This window comes from Amnibacterium kyonggiense, assembly GCF_004364555.1.
Classification (GTDB): Bacteria; Actinomycetota; Actinomycetes; order Actinomycetales; family Microbacteriaceae; genus Amnibacterium; species Amnibacterium kyonggiense.
This window is the reverse complement of record NZ_SOAM01000003.1, coordinates 568,751-584,184: the sequence shown is the minus strand read 5'-3', so window position 1 is coordinate 584,184 and position 15,434 is coordinate 568,751. Positions and strand designations below refer to the sequence as shown.

Below are 15,434 nucleotides of genomic sequence, written 5' to 3'. Positions count from 1 at the left end.
ACCAGGCGGCGATATCCGCCGGGATGCCGTTCGGGTCTAGGCTCCCCGGGGCCGGTGTGCAAGGGTGCCGCCGCGCAGGATGGAGGTCGCCGTGTCCGAACCGTTGGTCACCACCGTCGCCGCGGAGTCCGCGGCGGTCGACAAGGGCCTGAAGAAGGGCGCCATCGGGCTGCTCGGCTCGGTCGTCGTCGCCACCGCGTCGACGGCGCCCGCCTACAGCCTCGCGGCGAGCCTCGGCTTCATCATCGTCGGCGGCACCTCGCCGGTCGGCGTCCACGCCCCGGCGATGCTCCTCCTCGCGTTCATCCCGATGTACCTCATCGCGCAGGCGTACAAGGAGCTGAACAGCACCGACCCGGACTGCGGGACGACGTTCACCTGGGCCACCCGGGCGTTCGGCGCGATCACGGGCTGGATGGGCGGCTGGGCGATCATCATCGCCGACATCATCGTGATGGCGAACCTCGCCTTCATCGCCGGGCAGTACTCGTTCGTGTTCATCGGCGGCTTCGGGCTGCCCGGCGTCGCGGCGCTGTCGAGCAACATCTGGGCGTCGACGATCGTCGGCCTGCTCTGGATCGCCCTGATGACGTGGATCTGCTACCGCGGCATCGAGATCTCCGCACGCCTCCAGTACTTCCTGCTCGGCTTCGAGATCCTGCTGCTGTTCGTCTTCGCCGGGACCGCGCTCGTCCGCGTCGCGACCGGTCAGGGCGAGCCGTACTCCATCCCGTTCCAGTGGAGCTGGTTCAGCCCCGCCGGCCTCGACTTCGGTCAGGCGATCGCGCCCGCGATCCTCGCCGCGATCTTCATCTACTGGGGCTGGGACAGCGCGGTCTCCGTCAACGAGGAGACGAAGGACCCGGCCAGGACCCCGGGCCGCGCCGCGATCCTGTCGACCGTCCTGCTGCTCGTCACCTACCTGCTCGTCTCGATCGCGACGATCTCCTTCGCGGGAGTGGGGGAGAAGGGGGTCGGGCTCGCGAACCCGGACAACTCGGGCGACGTCTTCAGCGCGATGTCCGCGGCGGCGTTCGGGGACAGCGTCCTCGGGCACGTGCTGCAGGTGCTCTTCGCCGCCACGATCCTCACCTCGGCCTCCGCGAGCACGCAGACGACGATCCTGCCCACGGCCCGCACGTCCCTGTCGATGGCCGCGCACAAGGCGATCCCCGCGGTCTTCTCCCGCATGCACCCGCGGTTCCAGACCCCGACCTGGTCGACGATCGGCATGGGCGTCGTCTCGTGCATCTTCTTCCTGGTCGTCACCGCGATCAGCCAGAGCCTCTACAACGCGCTCATCGGATCGCTCGGCCTGATGATCGCGTTCTACTACGGGCTGACCGGCTTCGCGTGCGTGTGGTTCTACCGGCGGACGCTGTTCACGAGCGTCGGCCGGTTCGTGTTCCGCGGTCTCTTCCCGCTGCTCGGCGGCCTGATGCTGCTCGTCGTCTTCGGGTACGGCGCGTACGAGTACTCCCTGCCGGACTGGCTGACCGACGCGAACGGGAAGAACGTGACGATCTTCGGGATCGGCGCCACGGGCTTCGTCGGCATCGTCGGCCTCCTGATCGGGTTCGTGCTGCTCGCCCTGTACTACCGGCGCGGGCGCGCCTTCTTCCGCGGCGAGGTCATCCCGGTCGCCGCCTACGTCGAGGGCCGTCCGGTGCGCGACGTGCACCGCGTCACCGACTGACCCCGTTCCGTTTCGAAGGAGTTCCTGCGCCGGCCGCGCAGGAACTCCTCCGGAACGGACGCTTGTAGCCTGGGAACCCTCGGCAGCAAGGGAGTCCTCCGTGACGCGCACCATCCGACTCGCGGTCATCGGCGGCGACGGGATCGGCCCCGAGGTGGTCGCGGAGGCCCTGAAGGTGCTCCGCGCAGCGGTCGGCGACGAGGCGGCGATCGAGACGAGCGAGTTCGCGCTCGGTGCCGCCCGGTACCTCGCGACCGGCGACGTGCTGCCGGACGACGAGCTGGCCGCGATCGCCGCGCACGACGCGATCCTGCTCGGGGCCGTCGGCGGCACGCCCGGCGACCCGCGACTCAAGGACGCGAACATCGAGCGCGGCCTGCTGCTGAAGCTCCGCTTCTCGCTCGACCACTACGTCAACCTGCGCCCCACCGTGCTCTTCCCCGGCGTCGAGAGTCCGCTCAAGGACCCCGGCGCCGTCGACTTCGTCGTGGTCCGCGAGGGCACGGAGGGGCCGTACGTCGGCAACGGCGGCGCGATCCGCGTCGGCACGCCCGCCGAGGTCGCGAACGAGGTCAGCGTCAACACCGCCTTCGGCGTCGAGCGGGTCGTCCGCTACGCGTTCGCGAAGGCCGCAGAGCGCCGCTCCAGGCTCACGCTGGTGCACAAGACGAACGTGCTGACCTTCGCCGGCTCGCTCTGGAAGCGGACCGTGGACGCCGTCGCCGCGGAGTTCCCGGGCGTCGCGGTCGACTACCTCCACGTCGACGCGGCGACGATCTTCCTCGTGACCGACCCTGCTAGGTTCGACGTCGTCGTCACGGACAACCTCTTCGGCGACATCCTCACCGATCTGGCCGGCGCGATCAGCGGCGGCATCGGACTCGCGGCATCGGGGAACATCAACCCGAGCGGCGCCTTCCCCTCGATGTTCGAGCCGGTCCACGGCTCGGCGCCGGACATCGCCGGCACCGGGAAGGCCGACCCGACCGCCGCCATCCTCTCGACCGCGCTGCTGCTCGATCACCTCGGCCTCCCCGAGGCGGCGGGCCGCATCACCGCCGCGGTCACCGCCGACCTCGCCTCCCGCGGCGCGGCCGCCCGCACGACGACCGAGATCGGCGACGCGGTCCGCGCAGCCCTCCCCGCACTGGAGCCCCGATGACCACGACCACGACCTTCGCGCTCGACTTCGACACCACGCCGTCGCCCGCCCGCCGCGCGGACGCGGAGCGGGAGGCGATGCTCGCCGACCCCGGCTTCGGCAAGTACTTCACCGACCACATGGTCTCCATCGCCTGGTCGGAGGAGGCGGGCTGGCACGACGCGCAGGTGAAGCCGTACGGGCCGCTGATCCTCGACCCGGCCGCCGCCGTCCTCCACTACGCCCAGGAGATCTTCGAGGGTCTGAAGGCGTACCGCTGGGCGGACGGTTCGGTGTGGACGTTCCGGCCGGAGGCGAACGCCGAGCGGCTCCAGCGCTCCGCCCGACGGCTCGCGCTGCCGGAGCTGCCCGAGTCCGCGTTCATCGCGGCGATCAAGCGTCTCGTCGAGATCGATAAGGAATGGGTGCCGAGCGCGCCCGAGACCAGCCTCTACCTGCGCCCGTTCATGATCGCGTCGGAGGCGTTCCTCGGCGTCCGGCCCGCGCACGGCGTCGACTTCCACGTCATCGCGTCGCCCGCCGGCGCCTACTTCCCGGGCGGGATCAAGCCGGTGTCGATCTGGCTGTCGGAGGACTGGTCGCGCGCCGGCCGCGGCGGCATGGGCGCCGCGAAGACCGGCGGCAACTACGCGTCGAGCCTCCTGCCCCAGGCGGAGGCGTACGAGCAGGGCTGCCAGCAGGTGCTGTTCCTCGACTCGGAGGAGCGGACCTGGGTCGAGGAGCTCGGCGGCATGAACGTCTTCTTCGTCTACGCCGACGGTCGCGTCGTGACGCCGGCGCTCGGCACGATCCTCGAGGGCATCACCCGCTCGTCCGTGATCCGCCTGCTCGAGGAGCGCGGTCACGTCGTCGAGGAGCGCCGCTTCGACATCGCGGAGTGGCGCCGCGGCGTCGAGTCGGGCGACATCGTGGAGGCGTTCGCCTGCGGCACCGCCGCGGTGATCACGCCGATCGGGCGCCTGAAGGCGCGCGACTGGGAGATCGGGGCCCCGGACGCCGAGCCGGGCGCGCTGACGATGAGCCTCCGCGAGGAGCTCACCGACGTCCAGTACGGCCGCCGCCCCGACCACCACGGCTGGATGACCCGCCTCGCCTGACGACTTTGCTCACGCTTCTTGCCGCCTCCACGGAGCTCGGGCGGCAAGAAGCGTGAGCAAAGTGGTCTCCGGTGGGGGTTCCGGGGCGAGGGACTCGACACCACCCCGCCTACAGCGTGATGCCGAGGCGGCTCAGGGCGCGGTCGGCCAGCGGCTTGCCGCCCGTCTGGCAGGTCGGGCAGTACTGCAGCGAGTTGTCCGCGAAGCGCACCTGCCGGATCGTATCGCCGCAGACCAGGCACGCCTCGCCGGTCCGGCCGTGCACGCGCATGCCCGCCTTCTTCTCGCCCTTCAGGTCGGCCATGTGGAGGCCCTCCGAGCGCCGGATCGCATCGGCGAGGGTGGTCCGCATCGCCTCGTAGAGCCGGTGGACCTCCTCCGGCGCCATGACGGCCGGCTTGAACGGCGACATCTTCGCGGCGTGGAGGATCTCGTCGGAGTACGCGTTCCCGATCCCCGCGATGCGGGCCTGGTCGCGGAGCACGCCCTTGATCTGCGCACGGCCCGCTGCCGAGAGCACCTCGGCGAACCGCCCCTCCGTGAACGCGTCCGCCAGCGGGTCGGGGCCGAGCGTCGCGACGCGGGGCACGTCGAGCGGGTTCCGGACCACGGAGATCGAGAGCGACTTCTTCGTCCCGGCCTCGGTCAGCTGCACGCCCGAGCCGTCGTCGAGGCCGATGCGTGCCGCGATGACGCGGTTCCGCGTCGTGGGGAGGACGTCGTACCAGCGCATCCACCCGGCCTTCGCGAGGTGGATCACGACGTGCAGGTCGCCGAGGTCGACGTCGAGGAACTTGCCGAAGTGCGTGACGTCCTGCACCTCCTGGCCGATCGCGGCGGTCGCCGGGGGATCGAAGGTCTTCAGCGCGGAGAACGTCAGCACGTCGAAGCGCGCGATCGTGCGGCCGACCATCCGCTCGGCGAGGTCGTCCGCGAGCGCGTGCACCTCCGGCATCTCTGGCATGGCTCGATTCTCCTCCGATCAGGCCGTTCATGCGTCCGATCCGGAGTGTTCGCAGGTCAGCGCGCCGACGCGCGCCGACCGCTCCCGGGCCCTCCGCTGCAGATCGGGCGGTGCGCACCGGCGGATCAGCAGCGGAAGGCCCCGGAAGCGCGGATGCGCCGCTCGGTAGGCTCTCGGGGTGAAGATCGCGCGGTTCACGTCCGGGGGCAGCGACCCGCAGTTCGGGATCGTCGACGACGAGGACCTCGTCGTCATCGCCGGCGACCCGATGTTCCAGGGCTTCGAGACGACGGGGGAGCGGGTTCCGCTCGCCGAGGCGAAGCTGCTCGCGCCGGTCATCCCCCGCTCGAAGATCGTCGGCATGGGGCTCAACTACCCGGGCATCGAGGCCGTGCTGCCGCCGGGGTCGAAGACCGAGCCGGTGATCTTCCTCAAGCCGAACACGTCGGTGATCGGGCCGAACGACGTCATCCAGCTGCCGCCGGTGCCGGGCCGCATCATCCACGAGGGCGAGCTCGCCATCGTGATCGGGTCCGTCGCGAAGCGCGTGCCGGCGGAGGATGCGGACCAGGTGATCTTCGGCTACACGATCGCGAACGACGTGACCGCGCTCGATCGGATGATCGAGGACGGGCAGTGGGCGCGCGGCAAGGGGTACGACACGTTCTGCCCGATCGGTCCCTTCATCGAGACGGAGATCGACCCGCGCGGCGTTCCCATCCGGACCGTCGTCGACGGCGAGGAGCGCTCGTCCGGGCACACGCGCGACCTCGTGCTCTCCATCCCGGAGATCGTCGAGATGGTCTCCGACGTCTGGACGCTGCTGCCGGGCGACGTCATCCTGACCGGCAGCTCGAACGGCGACCTCGAGATCCGCCCCGGACAGCGCGTCGAGGTCGAGATCGGCACCATCGGCCGGCTCGTCAACACCACCCGCGCCCGGGCCTGAGCCCGGCCGCTCGGTAGACTCCGGGATCGCCATGTCGACCGCGCACCCCATCACCACCGCCACGGGCGCCGACGTGCGCGTCCGCTTCTGCCCGTCCCCGACCGGCCTGCCGCACGTCGGCCTGGTCCGCACCGCCCTCTTCAACTGGGCGCAGGCGCGGCACACGGGCGGCACCTTCGTCTTCCGCATCGAGGACACGGACGCGGCCCGCGACAGCGAGCAGTCCTTCGAGCAGATCATCGACGCGCTCACCTGGATGGGCCTCGACTGGGACGAGGGCGTCCTCAAGGGCGGCCCGGACGAGCCGTACCGGCAGTCGCAGCGCGGCGCGATCTACCAGGACGTCATCGCACGGCTCACCGCCTCCGGCCACCTCTACGAGTCGTACATGACCGCCGCCGAGATCGAGGCGCGCAACATCGCCGAGGGGCGCGCGGTCCAGCAGGGCTACGGCAACTGGGAGCGGGACCCGGAGGTGCGGGCGGCATTCCGCGCCGACGATCGGCAGCCCGCGCTCCGCCTCCGCGTGCCGGACGAGGACCTCTCCTTCGACGACCTCATCCGCGGCCCGATCACGTTCGCAGCGGGGTCGTTCCCCGACTTCGTCGTCGTGCGCCCGGGCGGCCAGCCGCTGTACACGCTCGTGAACCCGGTCGACGACGCGCTCATGCGGGTCACCGACGTGCTCCGCGGCGAGGACCTCCTACCCTCGACGCCTCGGCAGATCGCGCTGTACCACGCGCTCATCGACATCGGGGTGGCGGAGTGGGTGCCGCGGTTCGGGCACATGCCGCTCGTGCTCGGCGACGGCACGAAGAAGCTCTCGAAGCGCGACCCGGAGTCGAACCTCTTCCTCCACCGCGAGCGCGGCTTCATCCCCGAGGGCCTGCTGAACTACCTCGCGCTGCTCGGCTGGTCGATCGGCCCCGACCGCGACGTGTTCTCGCGGGCCGAGCTCGCCGCCGCGTTCGACATCCGGAACGTGAACCCGAACCCGGCCCGCTTCGACCTGAAGAAGGCCGAGGCCATCAACGGCGACCACATCCGGCTGCTCGATCCGGACGACCTCGCCGCCCGGATGGTGCCGTACCTGCAGGTGCGGGACGTGCTGCCGGCGGAGCCGACCCCGGACCAGCTGGCGCTGCTGCGGGAGCTGACGCCGCTCGTCCAGGAGCGCATGCAGCTGCTCGGCCAGGCGCCGGACCTGCTCGCCTCGTTCTTCACGACCGCGGCCGACCTCGTCCACGCGGAGGACGCGGTGGCCGGGCTGCCGAAGAACGCGACCGAGGTCCTCGCGGCCGCCGAGGAGGCGCTCGCCGCGTCCGACGACTGGAGCGTCGACGGGGTGAAGGCGGCGCTCGAAGGCGCGCTGATCGACGGGCTCGGGCTGAAGCCGCGGGTCGCGTTCGGACCCGTCCGCGTCGCGACGAGCGGGCGGCGGGTCTCCCCGCCGCTGTTCGAGTCGCTCGCGATCCTCGGAGCGGACGAGACCCTCGCCCGCATCCGCAAGCTGCGCAGCGCCGTCGCGTGAGCGCCGGGTCCGCCTCCGCGGTCCGGAGGCGGTGGCCGTGGCTCCTCGCGGCCGCGGTCGTGCTCGCGGTGGTGGTCGTGGTCGTCGCCCGGCTCCTGCGATTCTCCGACGCGGGGGAGGCCTTCGTCTCGACCTGGTCCGGCACCGCGCCGCAGCCCGACGGGGTCCCGGCGGGCTTCCCGGCGTGGGCGGCGTGGCAGCACGGGCTGAACGCGGCGTTCCTCCTGTTCACCGTCCGCTCCGGCTGGCGGATCCACCGCGCCGGCCGGCCCGCCACGTTCTGGACGCGGCGCAACGACGGTCGGATCCGCACGGCGCACCCGCCGGTCCGAATCGCGATCGACCTCTGGTCGCACTTCGTCGCCGACACCCTGTGGGTGCTGAACGGCGTGGTCTTCGTCGTGCTCTGCGCGGTCAGCGGGCACTGGGCGCGGATCGTGCCCACGGACTGGGCCGTGGTGCCGCAAGCGGTCTCCGCCGGGCTGCAGTACGCGTCCTTCGCCTGGCCGACGGAGGACGGCTGGGTGGACTACAACGCCCTCCAGCAGCTGAGCTACTTCGTCGTCGTCTACGTCGCCGGCCCGATCGCGATCCTGACGGGGCTGCGCGCGGCGCCCGGCTTCGCGGCCCGGCTCCGGTTCCTCGACGCGCGGTTCCCGCTCCGCACCGCGAAGACGATCCACTGGTGGACGATGTGGTTCTTCGTCGCCTTCACCGCGGTGCACGTGTTCCTCGTGCTCGCGACCGGCGCGATCCGGAACCTGAACCACATCTACGCGGTGCGGGACGACGAGAGCCCCGCCGGGCTCGTGGTGTTCCTCGTCTCGCTCGTGCTCACCGCTGCGCTCGTCCTGGCGCTGCGGCCGCCGGTCGTCCGCTGGGCGGCGGCGCGCACCGGTACGGTGCTGCACCGCCCGCCGAAGGCGCCCCGCCCGCGCTGAACGGTCCGCCGTCCGCCACGCGCGTCGCCGGAGGAGGGGGAGGGGTTCGACGTCGGGTATGCTCGACGACCGGCCCCCGCACCACGGGCCACCCGCCTGCAACCGTACGGTTGCAGCATTGGGGTATGGTGTAATTGGCAACACGGCTGATTCTGGTTCAGTTGTTCTTGGTTCGAGTCCAGGTACCCCAGCACTTCCCGAAGGCCCGCCTCGTGCGGGCCTTCGTCATGTGCGGCCGCCGCGCGGTCAGCGCACGCTCGCCCGGCGCAGGAGCACCAGCTCGCCGGTGACGGACACGACGACGACGACGGCGCCCGTCAGCACGAGGGCCCACGCGCCCAGCGCGGCGGCGACGGCCGGGATCGCCGGCAGCGCGACGAGGAGCAGCGCGGTGAGCAGCACGCCGGTCGCGATCCCGAGCGTCGCCGGACCGCGGGCGCCGAACCGCACCCACGCGGCCCCGTAGAGCGCGCCGACCGACAGCGCCGTGAAGCCGCCGCCGGCCATCACCGCGACGAGCAGCAGTGGGTCGCCGCCGCCGAGCATGCCATCGCTGAGCACCCGTGCGCCGACGAACCAGCCGCCCGTCAGGCGCTCCAGCCCGAGGAGGAGCAGCGCTGCTGCGGCGAGCAGGGCCGACTCGAGAGCCGCGGTCGCGAGCGTGCCCAGCGTGAAGGTGCGGCGCGTGGTGCCGAGCGCGAGCGCGATCGGGAAGGTCACGCTCACGGACTGCACGCCGACGGCGACGACGAACCCGAAGAGGCTCCAGACGACGGCACCGCTCTGCGCGAGGTCGTCCCCGGACCCGCCGCCGCGGACGACGACCAGCGTCACGGCGGTCATGACGAGCACGACGGCGACGAGGATCCCGATCGGGATCGTCACCATCCGGGTCGGCACGGCGTACTGCAGCACGACGACGTCCGCGGGCGACGCGGGACGGGCGACGGCGGTGGTCATGGCGGTCTCCCTCGAGCGGATCAGCGGACGCTCGCGCGCCGCAGGAACAGGTACTGGCCGACGAGCGCGACGGCGGTGACGAGGACGGCGACCCACCAGGGCTCGATCGCCTCCACCGCCGGACGGACGGACGCGGCGATCGGGGACAGCACGAGCAGCACCACGACGAGCAGCGCGGTCGTCCCGATCGCGATGCCCAGCGGGCCCCGGGCGCCGAACCGCACCCAGGCCGCGGCGAAGACGCCGCCGATCGACATCGCCATGAGCACGCCGAGCAGCATCGCGCCGCCGAGCACCAGCGGGTCCCCGTCGCCCGTGAGCCCGGACCGGACGACGTGGACGCCGATGAACCAGCCGCCCGTCGCCACCTCGATGCCGAGCAGGACCAGGGAGGCGACCGCGACGAGGAGCGCCTGCGCGGCCGCGGTGAGCAGGTTGCCGAGGACGAACGCGCGTCGGCTCGAGCCGAGCGCGAGTGAGAACGGGAAGCTCGACGCGACGTTCTGCGCGCCGAGCGCGACCGTGTAGCCGAGGACGCTCCACAGGATGCTGCCGTTGCCCTGCGCGCCGGCGACGGTGCCGCCCGCGCGGAGGACCGCGACGGAGACGGCCACGGTGAGCACGACGACGCCGCCGAGGATGAGCAGCGGGATGCCGATCATCCGCCGCGGGTTCCCGTACTGGAGGGCGAGGACGTCGACGGGGGAGACCAGGTGGTCGACCGCGCTCATGCCGCTGCCCTCTCGGCGGTCGGGGCGGCCTCGTCCGCCCCGAGGGCGGCGACGAGGTCCTGCAGGCTCACGGGAGCGACCTGGAGGCCCGCGGCGCGCGCCTCCGCGCCGACGCCCTCCGGCTCGGGGCCGGCGAACACGAGCGACACGAGGCCGCCGATGCGGCGGGTGCTGATGGGCGCCCGCCCGCCGGCCAGCCGGAGCGCCGCATCCGCCGGACCGCTCAGCGACCACGCGGCCGCCGTGACCTCGTCCGTGGCGCCCGCCCGGACCAGGCGTCCGCCGTTCAGGACGAGCACGTGGTCGAGCAGCTGCTCCATCTCGTCGATCAGATGGGTCGACAGGACGATCGTCCGCGCGGCCCCGTCGAAGCGCGAGGCCAGCAGCCGATCCGCGAAGATGCGCCGGGCGGTCGCGTCGAGCCCCAGGTACGGCTCGTCGAAGATCGTGACGGGCGCCCTCGAGGCGAGCCCGATGACGATGCCGACGCCGGACTGCTGCCCGCGCGACATCTTCTTGATCGTGGTGCGCGCCGGGAGGCGGAAGTCGTCGACCAGCGCCGCCGCCAGATCCGCGTCCCACCGCTCGTGGAAGCGCGGCGCGACGCGGAGGACGTGCCGCAGCTTGAAGTCCTCCGGGTAGCGCTGGTTGTCCCGGACGAGGCTGACCGAGCCCATGACGCGGGCGTGCTCGAACGGATCGCTGCCGAGCACCTCCACGGCGCCGGTCGACGGGCGGTCGTGCCCGGCGAGGATCGACATGAGCGTCGTCTTGCCGGCGCCGTTGCGGCCGAGGAGACCGCAGACGACGCCGGACGGCACGTCGGTCGTGACGTCGTCGAGCGCGGTGGTCCGGCCGAACCGGCGGGAGACGCCCGTGAGGCGGATGGCGGGTGCGGTCATCACTCCACTCCTTGATCGATGATGCGGTGCACGTCCGCGGCGGCGAGCCCGAGGGAGCGCGCCTCCGCGAGCAGGGGGGCGACGAAGTCGCGGGCGAACGCCGCCCGGCGGTCCGCGAGCAGTCGCTCGCGGGCGCCGGCGGTGACGTACATGCCGAGGCCGCGACGCTTCTCGAGCACGCCGGCGTCGACGAGCACGTTCACGCCCTTGCCGACCGTCGCGGGATTGATGCGGTGGAACGCGGCGAGCTCGTTCGTCGACGGCACGGGCGCCCCGGGGGCGTAGGTGCCGGCGAGGATGCCGTCGGCCAGCTGATCCGCGATCTGCTGGAAGATCGGCCGGTCGTCCGAGAGCACCGGACCTCCCTGGTTCGTTACTTGACTAATGAACCTACGAACCATGATTCAGGATGTCAAGCGCCGATCTGGCAGCGCCTTCGGAGGCGGGATCCCTACGGTGCCGGGATGGCTGCGCTGCTCGCCGAGGACCTGCTCCTGCTCCTGCTCGACGACGAGTCGGGGACCACGAAGGGCTTGACGATCGACGCCCGCGTGCCGCTCGGGGCGGCCGTGCTCGCGGAGCTCGCGATCGCCGGCGCGGTGGAGCTCGAGCCCGCGACGAGTCGCTGGCGGCGGCCGACGGTGCGCGGCACGGAGGTCGCGCTCGAGGACGACGTGCTGGCGGACGCGCGACGACTCGTGGACGAGCGCCCGCGCACGGCCGACGACCTCGCCGCGCGCATCGGGACGGGTCTGAAGGACCGGCTCGCCGACCGCCTCGCGGCGCACGGCGTCCTCGACCGGCAGGACGATCGCGTGCTCGGGCTGTTCCCCAGGACCCGCTGGCCCGCGCGCTCGTTCACCGAGGAGGCCGCCGTCCGGGCGCGGCTGCGCGACGTGGTCGTCCTCGGCGCGGCGCCCGACGAGCGCACCGCCGCCCTCGCGGGCATCCTGCAGGCGCTCGGCCGGCTGGCGCCGACCCTCGGGCTGCGCGGCGCGGAGGCGCGCGAGGCGAAGCGGCGCGTCGCGGCGCTCGCCGAGGGCGACTGGGCGTCGAAGGTGGTCCGCGACGCCGTGCAGGCGGCGATCGTCGCGGCGTCGACCGCCGCCACGACCGCCGCGACGGTCACCGCGATCTCGAGCTGAGGATCACGAGGACGGTCCGCCGACCGCTGCCGCGACCTCCGTCGCGTGCTGGCGGATCTCCGGGATCGCGGTCGACTCCCACTGCGAGCCGCGCCGCGCCGGGCCGACCGCGAACAGTGCGGACGCCCCCTGCACGCGGCCCTCGGCGTCGACGTCGATCCCGATGCCGAGCGCGTCCGGGTGCGCGGCACCGGAGGCGAGCAGCGCGTCGACGAGCGGGTTCCACCCCGGCTCGGCGAAGGGGCGCGGGCCCGTGCAGTCCACGACGGCGTCGTACTCGCCGTCCGCGTCCCCGATCACGAGGCGTCCGGAGGCGAGCAGCCCGTGCACCTCCGCGGCGACGATCGGGCTCATGCGGTGCCGGTGCACCTCCCAGTGGCGGGACACGTGCCGGATGAAGCGGACGCGGTCCTCGTGACCGAGCGCCCCCCAGAGCGCGTTGACCTGCGGGCGGACGCCGTCGACCTCCGCCTGCCAGGCGCGGTCGCAGGCGCGCAGCCGGTCGTGGAAGGCGCGCACGACGCCGCCGACGGTCGTCGGGTCGCCCTGGACGCCGGGGCCCGCGGGCTGCGGCACGTCGAGATGCACCCGCGGCAGCAGGCGGTTCCGGCTCGTCGCGGTCAGCCGGGTGCCGGGGTCCGCGCGCGCGAGGGAGGTCGCGACGTCGACCATCGTCAGCCCGGTGCCGAGGAGCAGCACGCGCCCGCGCACGCCGTCGAGCGCTCCCGGCGCCCACGGGTCGGCGACGGCGCGCACCGCGGGCGCCGTCCTCCCGAGGGGCGGCGGATTGCCGAGCGCGAGGACGACCGCGTACGCCGGGATCGACCGGCCGTCCGCGAGCACCACGGCGCCGCCCCGGACGTCGACGGCCTCGCCGTGCACGACGGTCGTGCGAGGGAGCGACGCGGCGACCGACTCGAGGTAGTCCCCGTAGAGCCGGCGCGGGGAGAACTCGGCCGCGTCCTGCGGTGAGCCGGCCGTCGCGGCCCAGCGCAGGAAGTCGTCCGGGTCGTCCTGCCAGGCGCTCATCCGGCCCGCGGGAGAGTTCAGACGGTGATGGGCGGCCGCCGTCCCGTACGCGAGCCCCGGTCCCACGCGGTCCTCCCGCGCCACGAGGACGATCCCGCCGACCTCCGAACGCCGGCTGAGGGCCGCCGCCGTGAGGACGCCGCTCGCGCCGCCGCCGACGACCACGACCCGCTCGACCGCCATGCGCCCCAGGCTAGGAGGCGCCGCCCGCACGGTTCCGCAACGTCGGGACGGGCCTTCCGGGCCGCCGGACGTTAGCGTGATGCCGGGCGCCGTCGACGCTGCCCGGAAGGACGCTCCCGTGACCGACACCGTGACCCCCGCTCTCGACAACCTCGCCTCCGAGGACCGCAGGTTCCCGCCGAGCCCCGAGTTCGCCGCCCAGGCGAACGTCGACGCCTCCATCTACGCGGAGGCGGACGCGGACCGCGTCGCGTTCTGGGGCGAGCGCGCGAAGCGGCTGACCTGGGCCGAGCCGTTCAGCCAGGTGCTCGACTGGTCGGACGCGCCGTTCGCGAAGTGGTTCGTGGGCGGGAAGCTGAACGTCGCGGTGAACTGCCTCGACCGGCACGTGGCGGCGGGCCTCGGCGACCGCGTCGCGTACTACTTCGAGGGCGAGCCGGACGGGGACCGCTCGCAGATCACCTACCGGGAGCTGACCGAGCGGGTCTGCCAGGCCGCGAACGTGCTCGAGGGTCTCGGCGTGCGGGCCGGCGACCGGGTCGCCATCTACATGCCGATGATCCCGGAGACGGTGGTCGCGATGCTCGCGTGCGCGCGGATCGGTGCGCCGCACACGGTGGTGTTCGGCGGGTTCTCCGCGGACGCGCTCGCGACCCGGATCCTCGACTGCGACGCCCGGGTCGTGCTGACCGCCGACGGCGGCTGGCGGAAGGGCGCGGAGGTGCCGCTGAAGCCCGTCGTCGACGAGGCGCTCGAGCAGTGCCCGGACGTGCGGAGCACGGTCGTCGTCAAGCGCACGGGGTCGGACGTGACGATGGTCGACGGGCGCGACGTGTGGTGGCACGACACCGTCGACCGCGCCGAGCGGACCCACGAGGCGCAGGCGTTCGACGCGGAGCACCCGCTGTACGTGATGTACACCTCCGGCACGACGGGCAAGCCGAAGGGGATCCTGCACACCTCCGCCGGGTACCTGCTCGGGGCGTCGTGGACGCAGTGGGAGGTCTTCGACCTGAAGCCCGAGACGGACGTGTACTGGACGGCCGCGGACATCGGCTGGGTGACCGGGCACTCCTACGTCGTGTACGGGCCGCTCGCGAACGCGACGACCTCCGTGATCTACGAGGGCGCCCCGGACGCGCCGCACCGCGGCCGGTGGTGGGAGATCGTCGAGCGGTACGGGGTCTCGATCCTGTACTGCGCGCCGACCGCGATCCGCACCTTCATGAAGTGGGGCGCGGACATCCCGGCGAAGTACGACCTGTCGACGCTGCGGCTGATCGGGAGCGTGGGGGAGCCGATCAACCCGGAGGCGTACGTCTGGTACCGGGAGCACGTCGGCGGCGGCCGGACGCCCGTGGTCGACACGTGGTGGCAGACCGAGACGGGGTCGCTGATGATCTCGCCGCTGCCCGGCGTCACGGCCGGCAAGCCCGGCGCCGCGATGCGGGCGCTGCCCGGCATCGGGGCCGACGTCGTCGACGACGCCGGCAACCCGGTCCCGGACGGGTCCGGCGGGTACCTCGTGCTGACGGAGCCGTGGCCGTCGATGCTCCGCACGATCTGGGGCGACGACGAGCGGTACGAGGACACCTACTGGTCCCGCTTCCCGGGGAAGTACTTCGCGGGCGACGGGGCGAAGAAGGACGCCGACGGCGACCTGTGGCTGCTCGGCCGCGTCGACGACGTGATGAACGTCGCCGGGCACCGGCTCTCCACCACGGAGATCGAGTCGGCGCTCGTGTCGAGCCCGAAGGTCGCCGAGGCCGCCGTGGTCGGCGCGTCCGACGAGACGACGGGGCAGGCCGTCGTCGCGTTCGTGATCCTCCGCGGCGAGGCCGGGGACGGCGGGCCGGAGGTCGCGAAGGAGCTCCGCGAGCACGTCGCGAAGCAGATCGGCAAGATCGCGAGGCCGCGGCAGATCCTCGTCGTCGCCGAGCTGCCGAAGACGCGCAGCGGCAAGATCATGCGCCGCCTGCTCCGCGACGTGGCCGAGAACCGCACGGTGGGCGACGTCACGACCCTCGCGGACACGACGGTCATGGACACCATCCGCGAGGGCATGACCTCCGCCGCCCCCGAGGACTGACGCGGCCTTCACGAGTACGGGGATCCCCGCGCGAAGCGCCGGGATCCCCGTATCG

At 72.7% G+C, this 15,434-nt stretch carries 14 protein-coding genes and 1 tRNA gene; 9 read left to right on the top strand and 6 right to left on the bottom strand.

Annotation, left to right across the window (positions count from 1 at the left end; translation table 11 throughout):
- Positions 1-91 precede the first annotated feature (91 nt).
- The 3 genes from CLV52_RS16035 to CLV52_RS16025 all read left to right on the top strand — a co-directional run bounded on the left by CLV52_RS16035 (position 92) and on the right by CLV52_RS16025 (position 3,955).
- Positions 92-1,696 (top strand): APC family permease, encoded by a 1,605-nt coding sequence (locus tag CLV52_RS16035; protein ID WP_211342722.1) that lies wholly within the window; start codon positions 92-94, stop codon positions 1,694-1,696.
- 100 nt (positions 1,697-1,796) lie between these two features.
- Complete coding sequence (locus CLV52_RS16030) at positions 1,797-2,858, top strand: 3-isopropylmalate dehydrogenase (RefSeq protein ID WP_133767348.1); 1,062 nt, start codon at positions 1,797-1,799, stop codon at positions 2,856-2,858.
- Entirely contained in the window at positions 2,855-3,955 is a 1,101-nt protein-coding gene (locus CLV52_RS16025; protein WP_133767347.1) for a branched-chain amino acid aminotransferase, read from the top strand. The genes CLV52_RS16030 and CLV52_RS16025 overlap by 4 nt, the downstream gene beginning before the upstream one ends.
- Positions 3,956-4,064: 109 nt before the next feature.
- Here CLV52_RS16025 and CLV52_RS16020 read toward each other — a convergent pair whose 3' ends face one another.
- Positions 4,065-4,919 carry an Fpg/Nei family DNA glycosylase gene (locus tag CLV52_RS16020; RefSeq protein ID WP_133767346.1) on the bottom strand — a complete coding sequence of 285 codons (855 nt, stop codon included), beginning with the start codon at positions 4,917-4,919 and terminating at the stop codon, positions 4,065-4,067.
- 178 nt (positions 4,920-5,097) lie between these two features.
- Here CLV52_RS16020 and CLV52_RS16015 point away from each other — a divergent pair, with 178 nt between their 5' ends.
- The 4 genes from CLV52_RS16015 (at position 5,098) to CLV52_RS16000 (ending at position 8,531) form a co-directional block, all read left to right on the top strand.
- Entirely contained in the window at positions 5,098-5,868 is a 771-nt protein-coding gene (locus tag CLV52_RS16015; protein ID WP_133767345.1) for a fumarylacetoacetate hydrolase family protein, read from the top strand.
- A 31-nt stretch (positions 5,869-5,899) separates the two neighbouring features.
- Positions 5,900-7,399, top strand: a complete 1,500-nt coding sequence (gene gltX, locus CLV52_RS16010) for a glutamate--tRNA ligase (RefSeq protein WP_133767344.1) — start codon at positions 5,900-5,902, stop codon at positions 7,397-7,399.
- Positions 7,396-8,340 (top strand): cytochrome b/b6 domain-containing protein, encoded by a 945-nt coding sequence (locus tag CLV52_RS16005; RefSeq protein ID WP_133767343.1) that lies wholly within the window; start codon positions 7,396-7,398, stop codon positions 8,338-8,340. The genes gltX and CLV52_RS16005 overlap by 4 nt, the downstream gene beginning before the upstream one ends.
- Before the next feature lie 119 nt (positions 8,341-8,459).
- Positions 8,460-8,531 (top strand) — tRNA-Gln (locus CLV52_RS16000).
- Positions 8,532-8,586: 55 nt separating this feature from the next.
- Here CLV52_RS16000 and CLV52_RS15995 read toward each other — a convergent pair.
- Genes CLV52_RS15995 through CLV52_RS15980 form a run of 4 tightly spaced genes read right to left on the bottom strand, consistent with a single transcriptional unit; the run spans position 8,587 to position 11,289 of the window.
- Positions 8,587-9,300, bottom strand: coding sequence for a hypothetical protein (locus tag CLV52_RS15995; RefSeq protein WP_133767342.1), 714 nt, complete (start codon positions 9,298-9,300; stop codon positions 8,587-8,589).
- A gap of 20 nt (positions 9,301-9,320) precedes the next feature.
- Positions 9,321-10,031 carry a hypothetical protein gene (locus CLV52_RS15990; RefSeq protein WP_133767341.1) on the bottom strand — a complete coding sequence of 237 codons (711 nt, stop codon included), beginning with the start codon at positions 10,029-10,031 and terminating at the stop codon, positions 9,321-9,323.
- On the bottom strand, positions 10,028-10,933 hold the full coding sequence (locus CLV52_RS15985) for an ABC transporter ATP-binding protein (RefSeq protein ID WP_133767340.1): 906 nt from the start codon (positions 10,931-10,933) through the stop codon (positions 10,028-10,030). The genes CLV52_RS15990 and CLV52_RS15985 overlap by 4 nt, the downstream gene beginning before the upstream one ends.
- On the bottom strand, positions 10,933-11,289 hold the full coding sequence (locus CLV52_RS15980; RefSeq protein WP_211342721.1) for a GntR family transcriptional regulator: 357 nt from the start codon (positions 11,287-11,289) through the stop codon (positions 10,933-10,935). The genes CLV52_RS15985 and CLV52_RS15980 overlap by 1 nt, the downstream gene beginning before the upstream one ends.
- A gap of 108 nt (positions 11,290-11,397) precedes the next feature.
- Between CLV52_RS15980 and CLV52_RS15975 the strand changes: the two genes are divergently transcribed.
- Positions 11,398-12,078, top strand: a complete 681-nt coding sequence (locus CLV52_RS15975; RefSeq protein ID WP_133767338.1) for a GOLPH3/VPS74 family protein — start codon at positions 11,398-11,400, stop codon at positions 12,076-12,078.
- A gap of 3 nt (positions 12,079-12,081) precedes the next feature.
- Here the strand turns inward: CLV52_RS15975 and CLV52_RS15970 are convergent, their stop codons facing one another.
- Entirely contained in the window at positions 12,082-13,290 is a 1,209-nt protein-coding gene (locus CLV52_RS15970) for an FAD/NAD(P)-binding protein (RefSeq protein WP_162850893.1), read from the bottom strand.
- 79 nt (positions 13,291-13,369) lie between these two features.
- Between CLV52_RS15970 and acs the strand changes: the two genes are divergently transcribed.
- Complete coding sequence (gene acs / locus CLV52_RS15965) at positions 13,370-15,379, top strand: acetate--CoA ligase (RefSeq protein WP_133767336.1); 2,010 nt, start codon at positions 13,370-13,372, stop codon at positions 15,377-15,379.
- Positions 15,380-15,434: the final 55 nt, after the last annotated feature.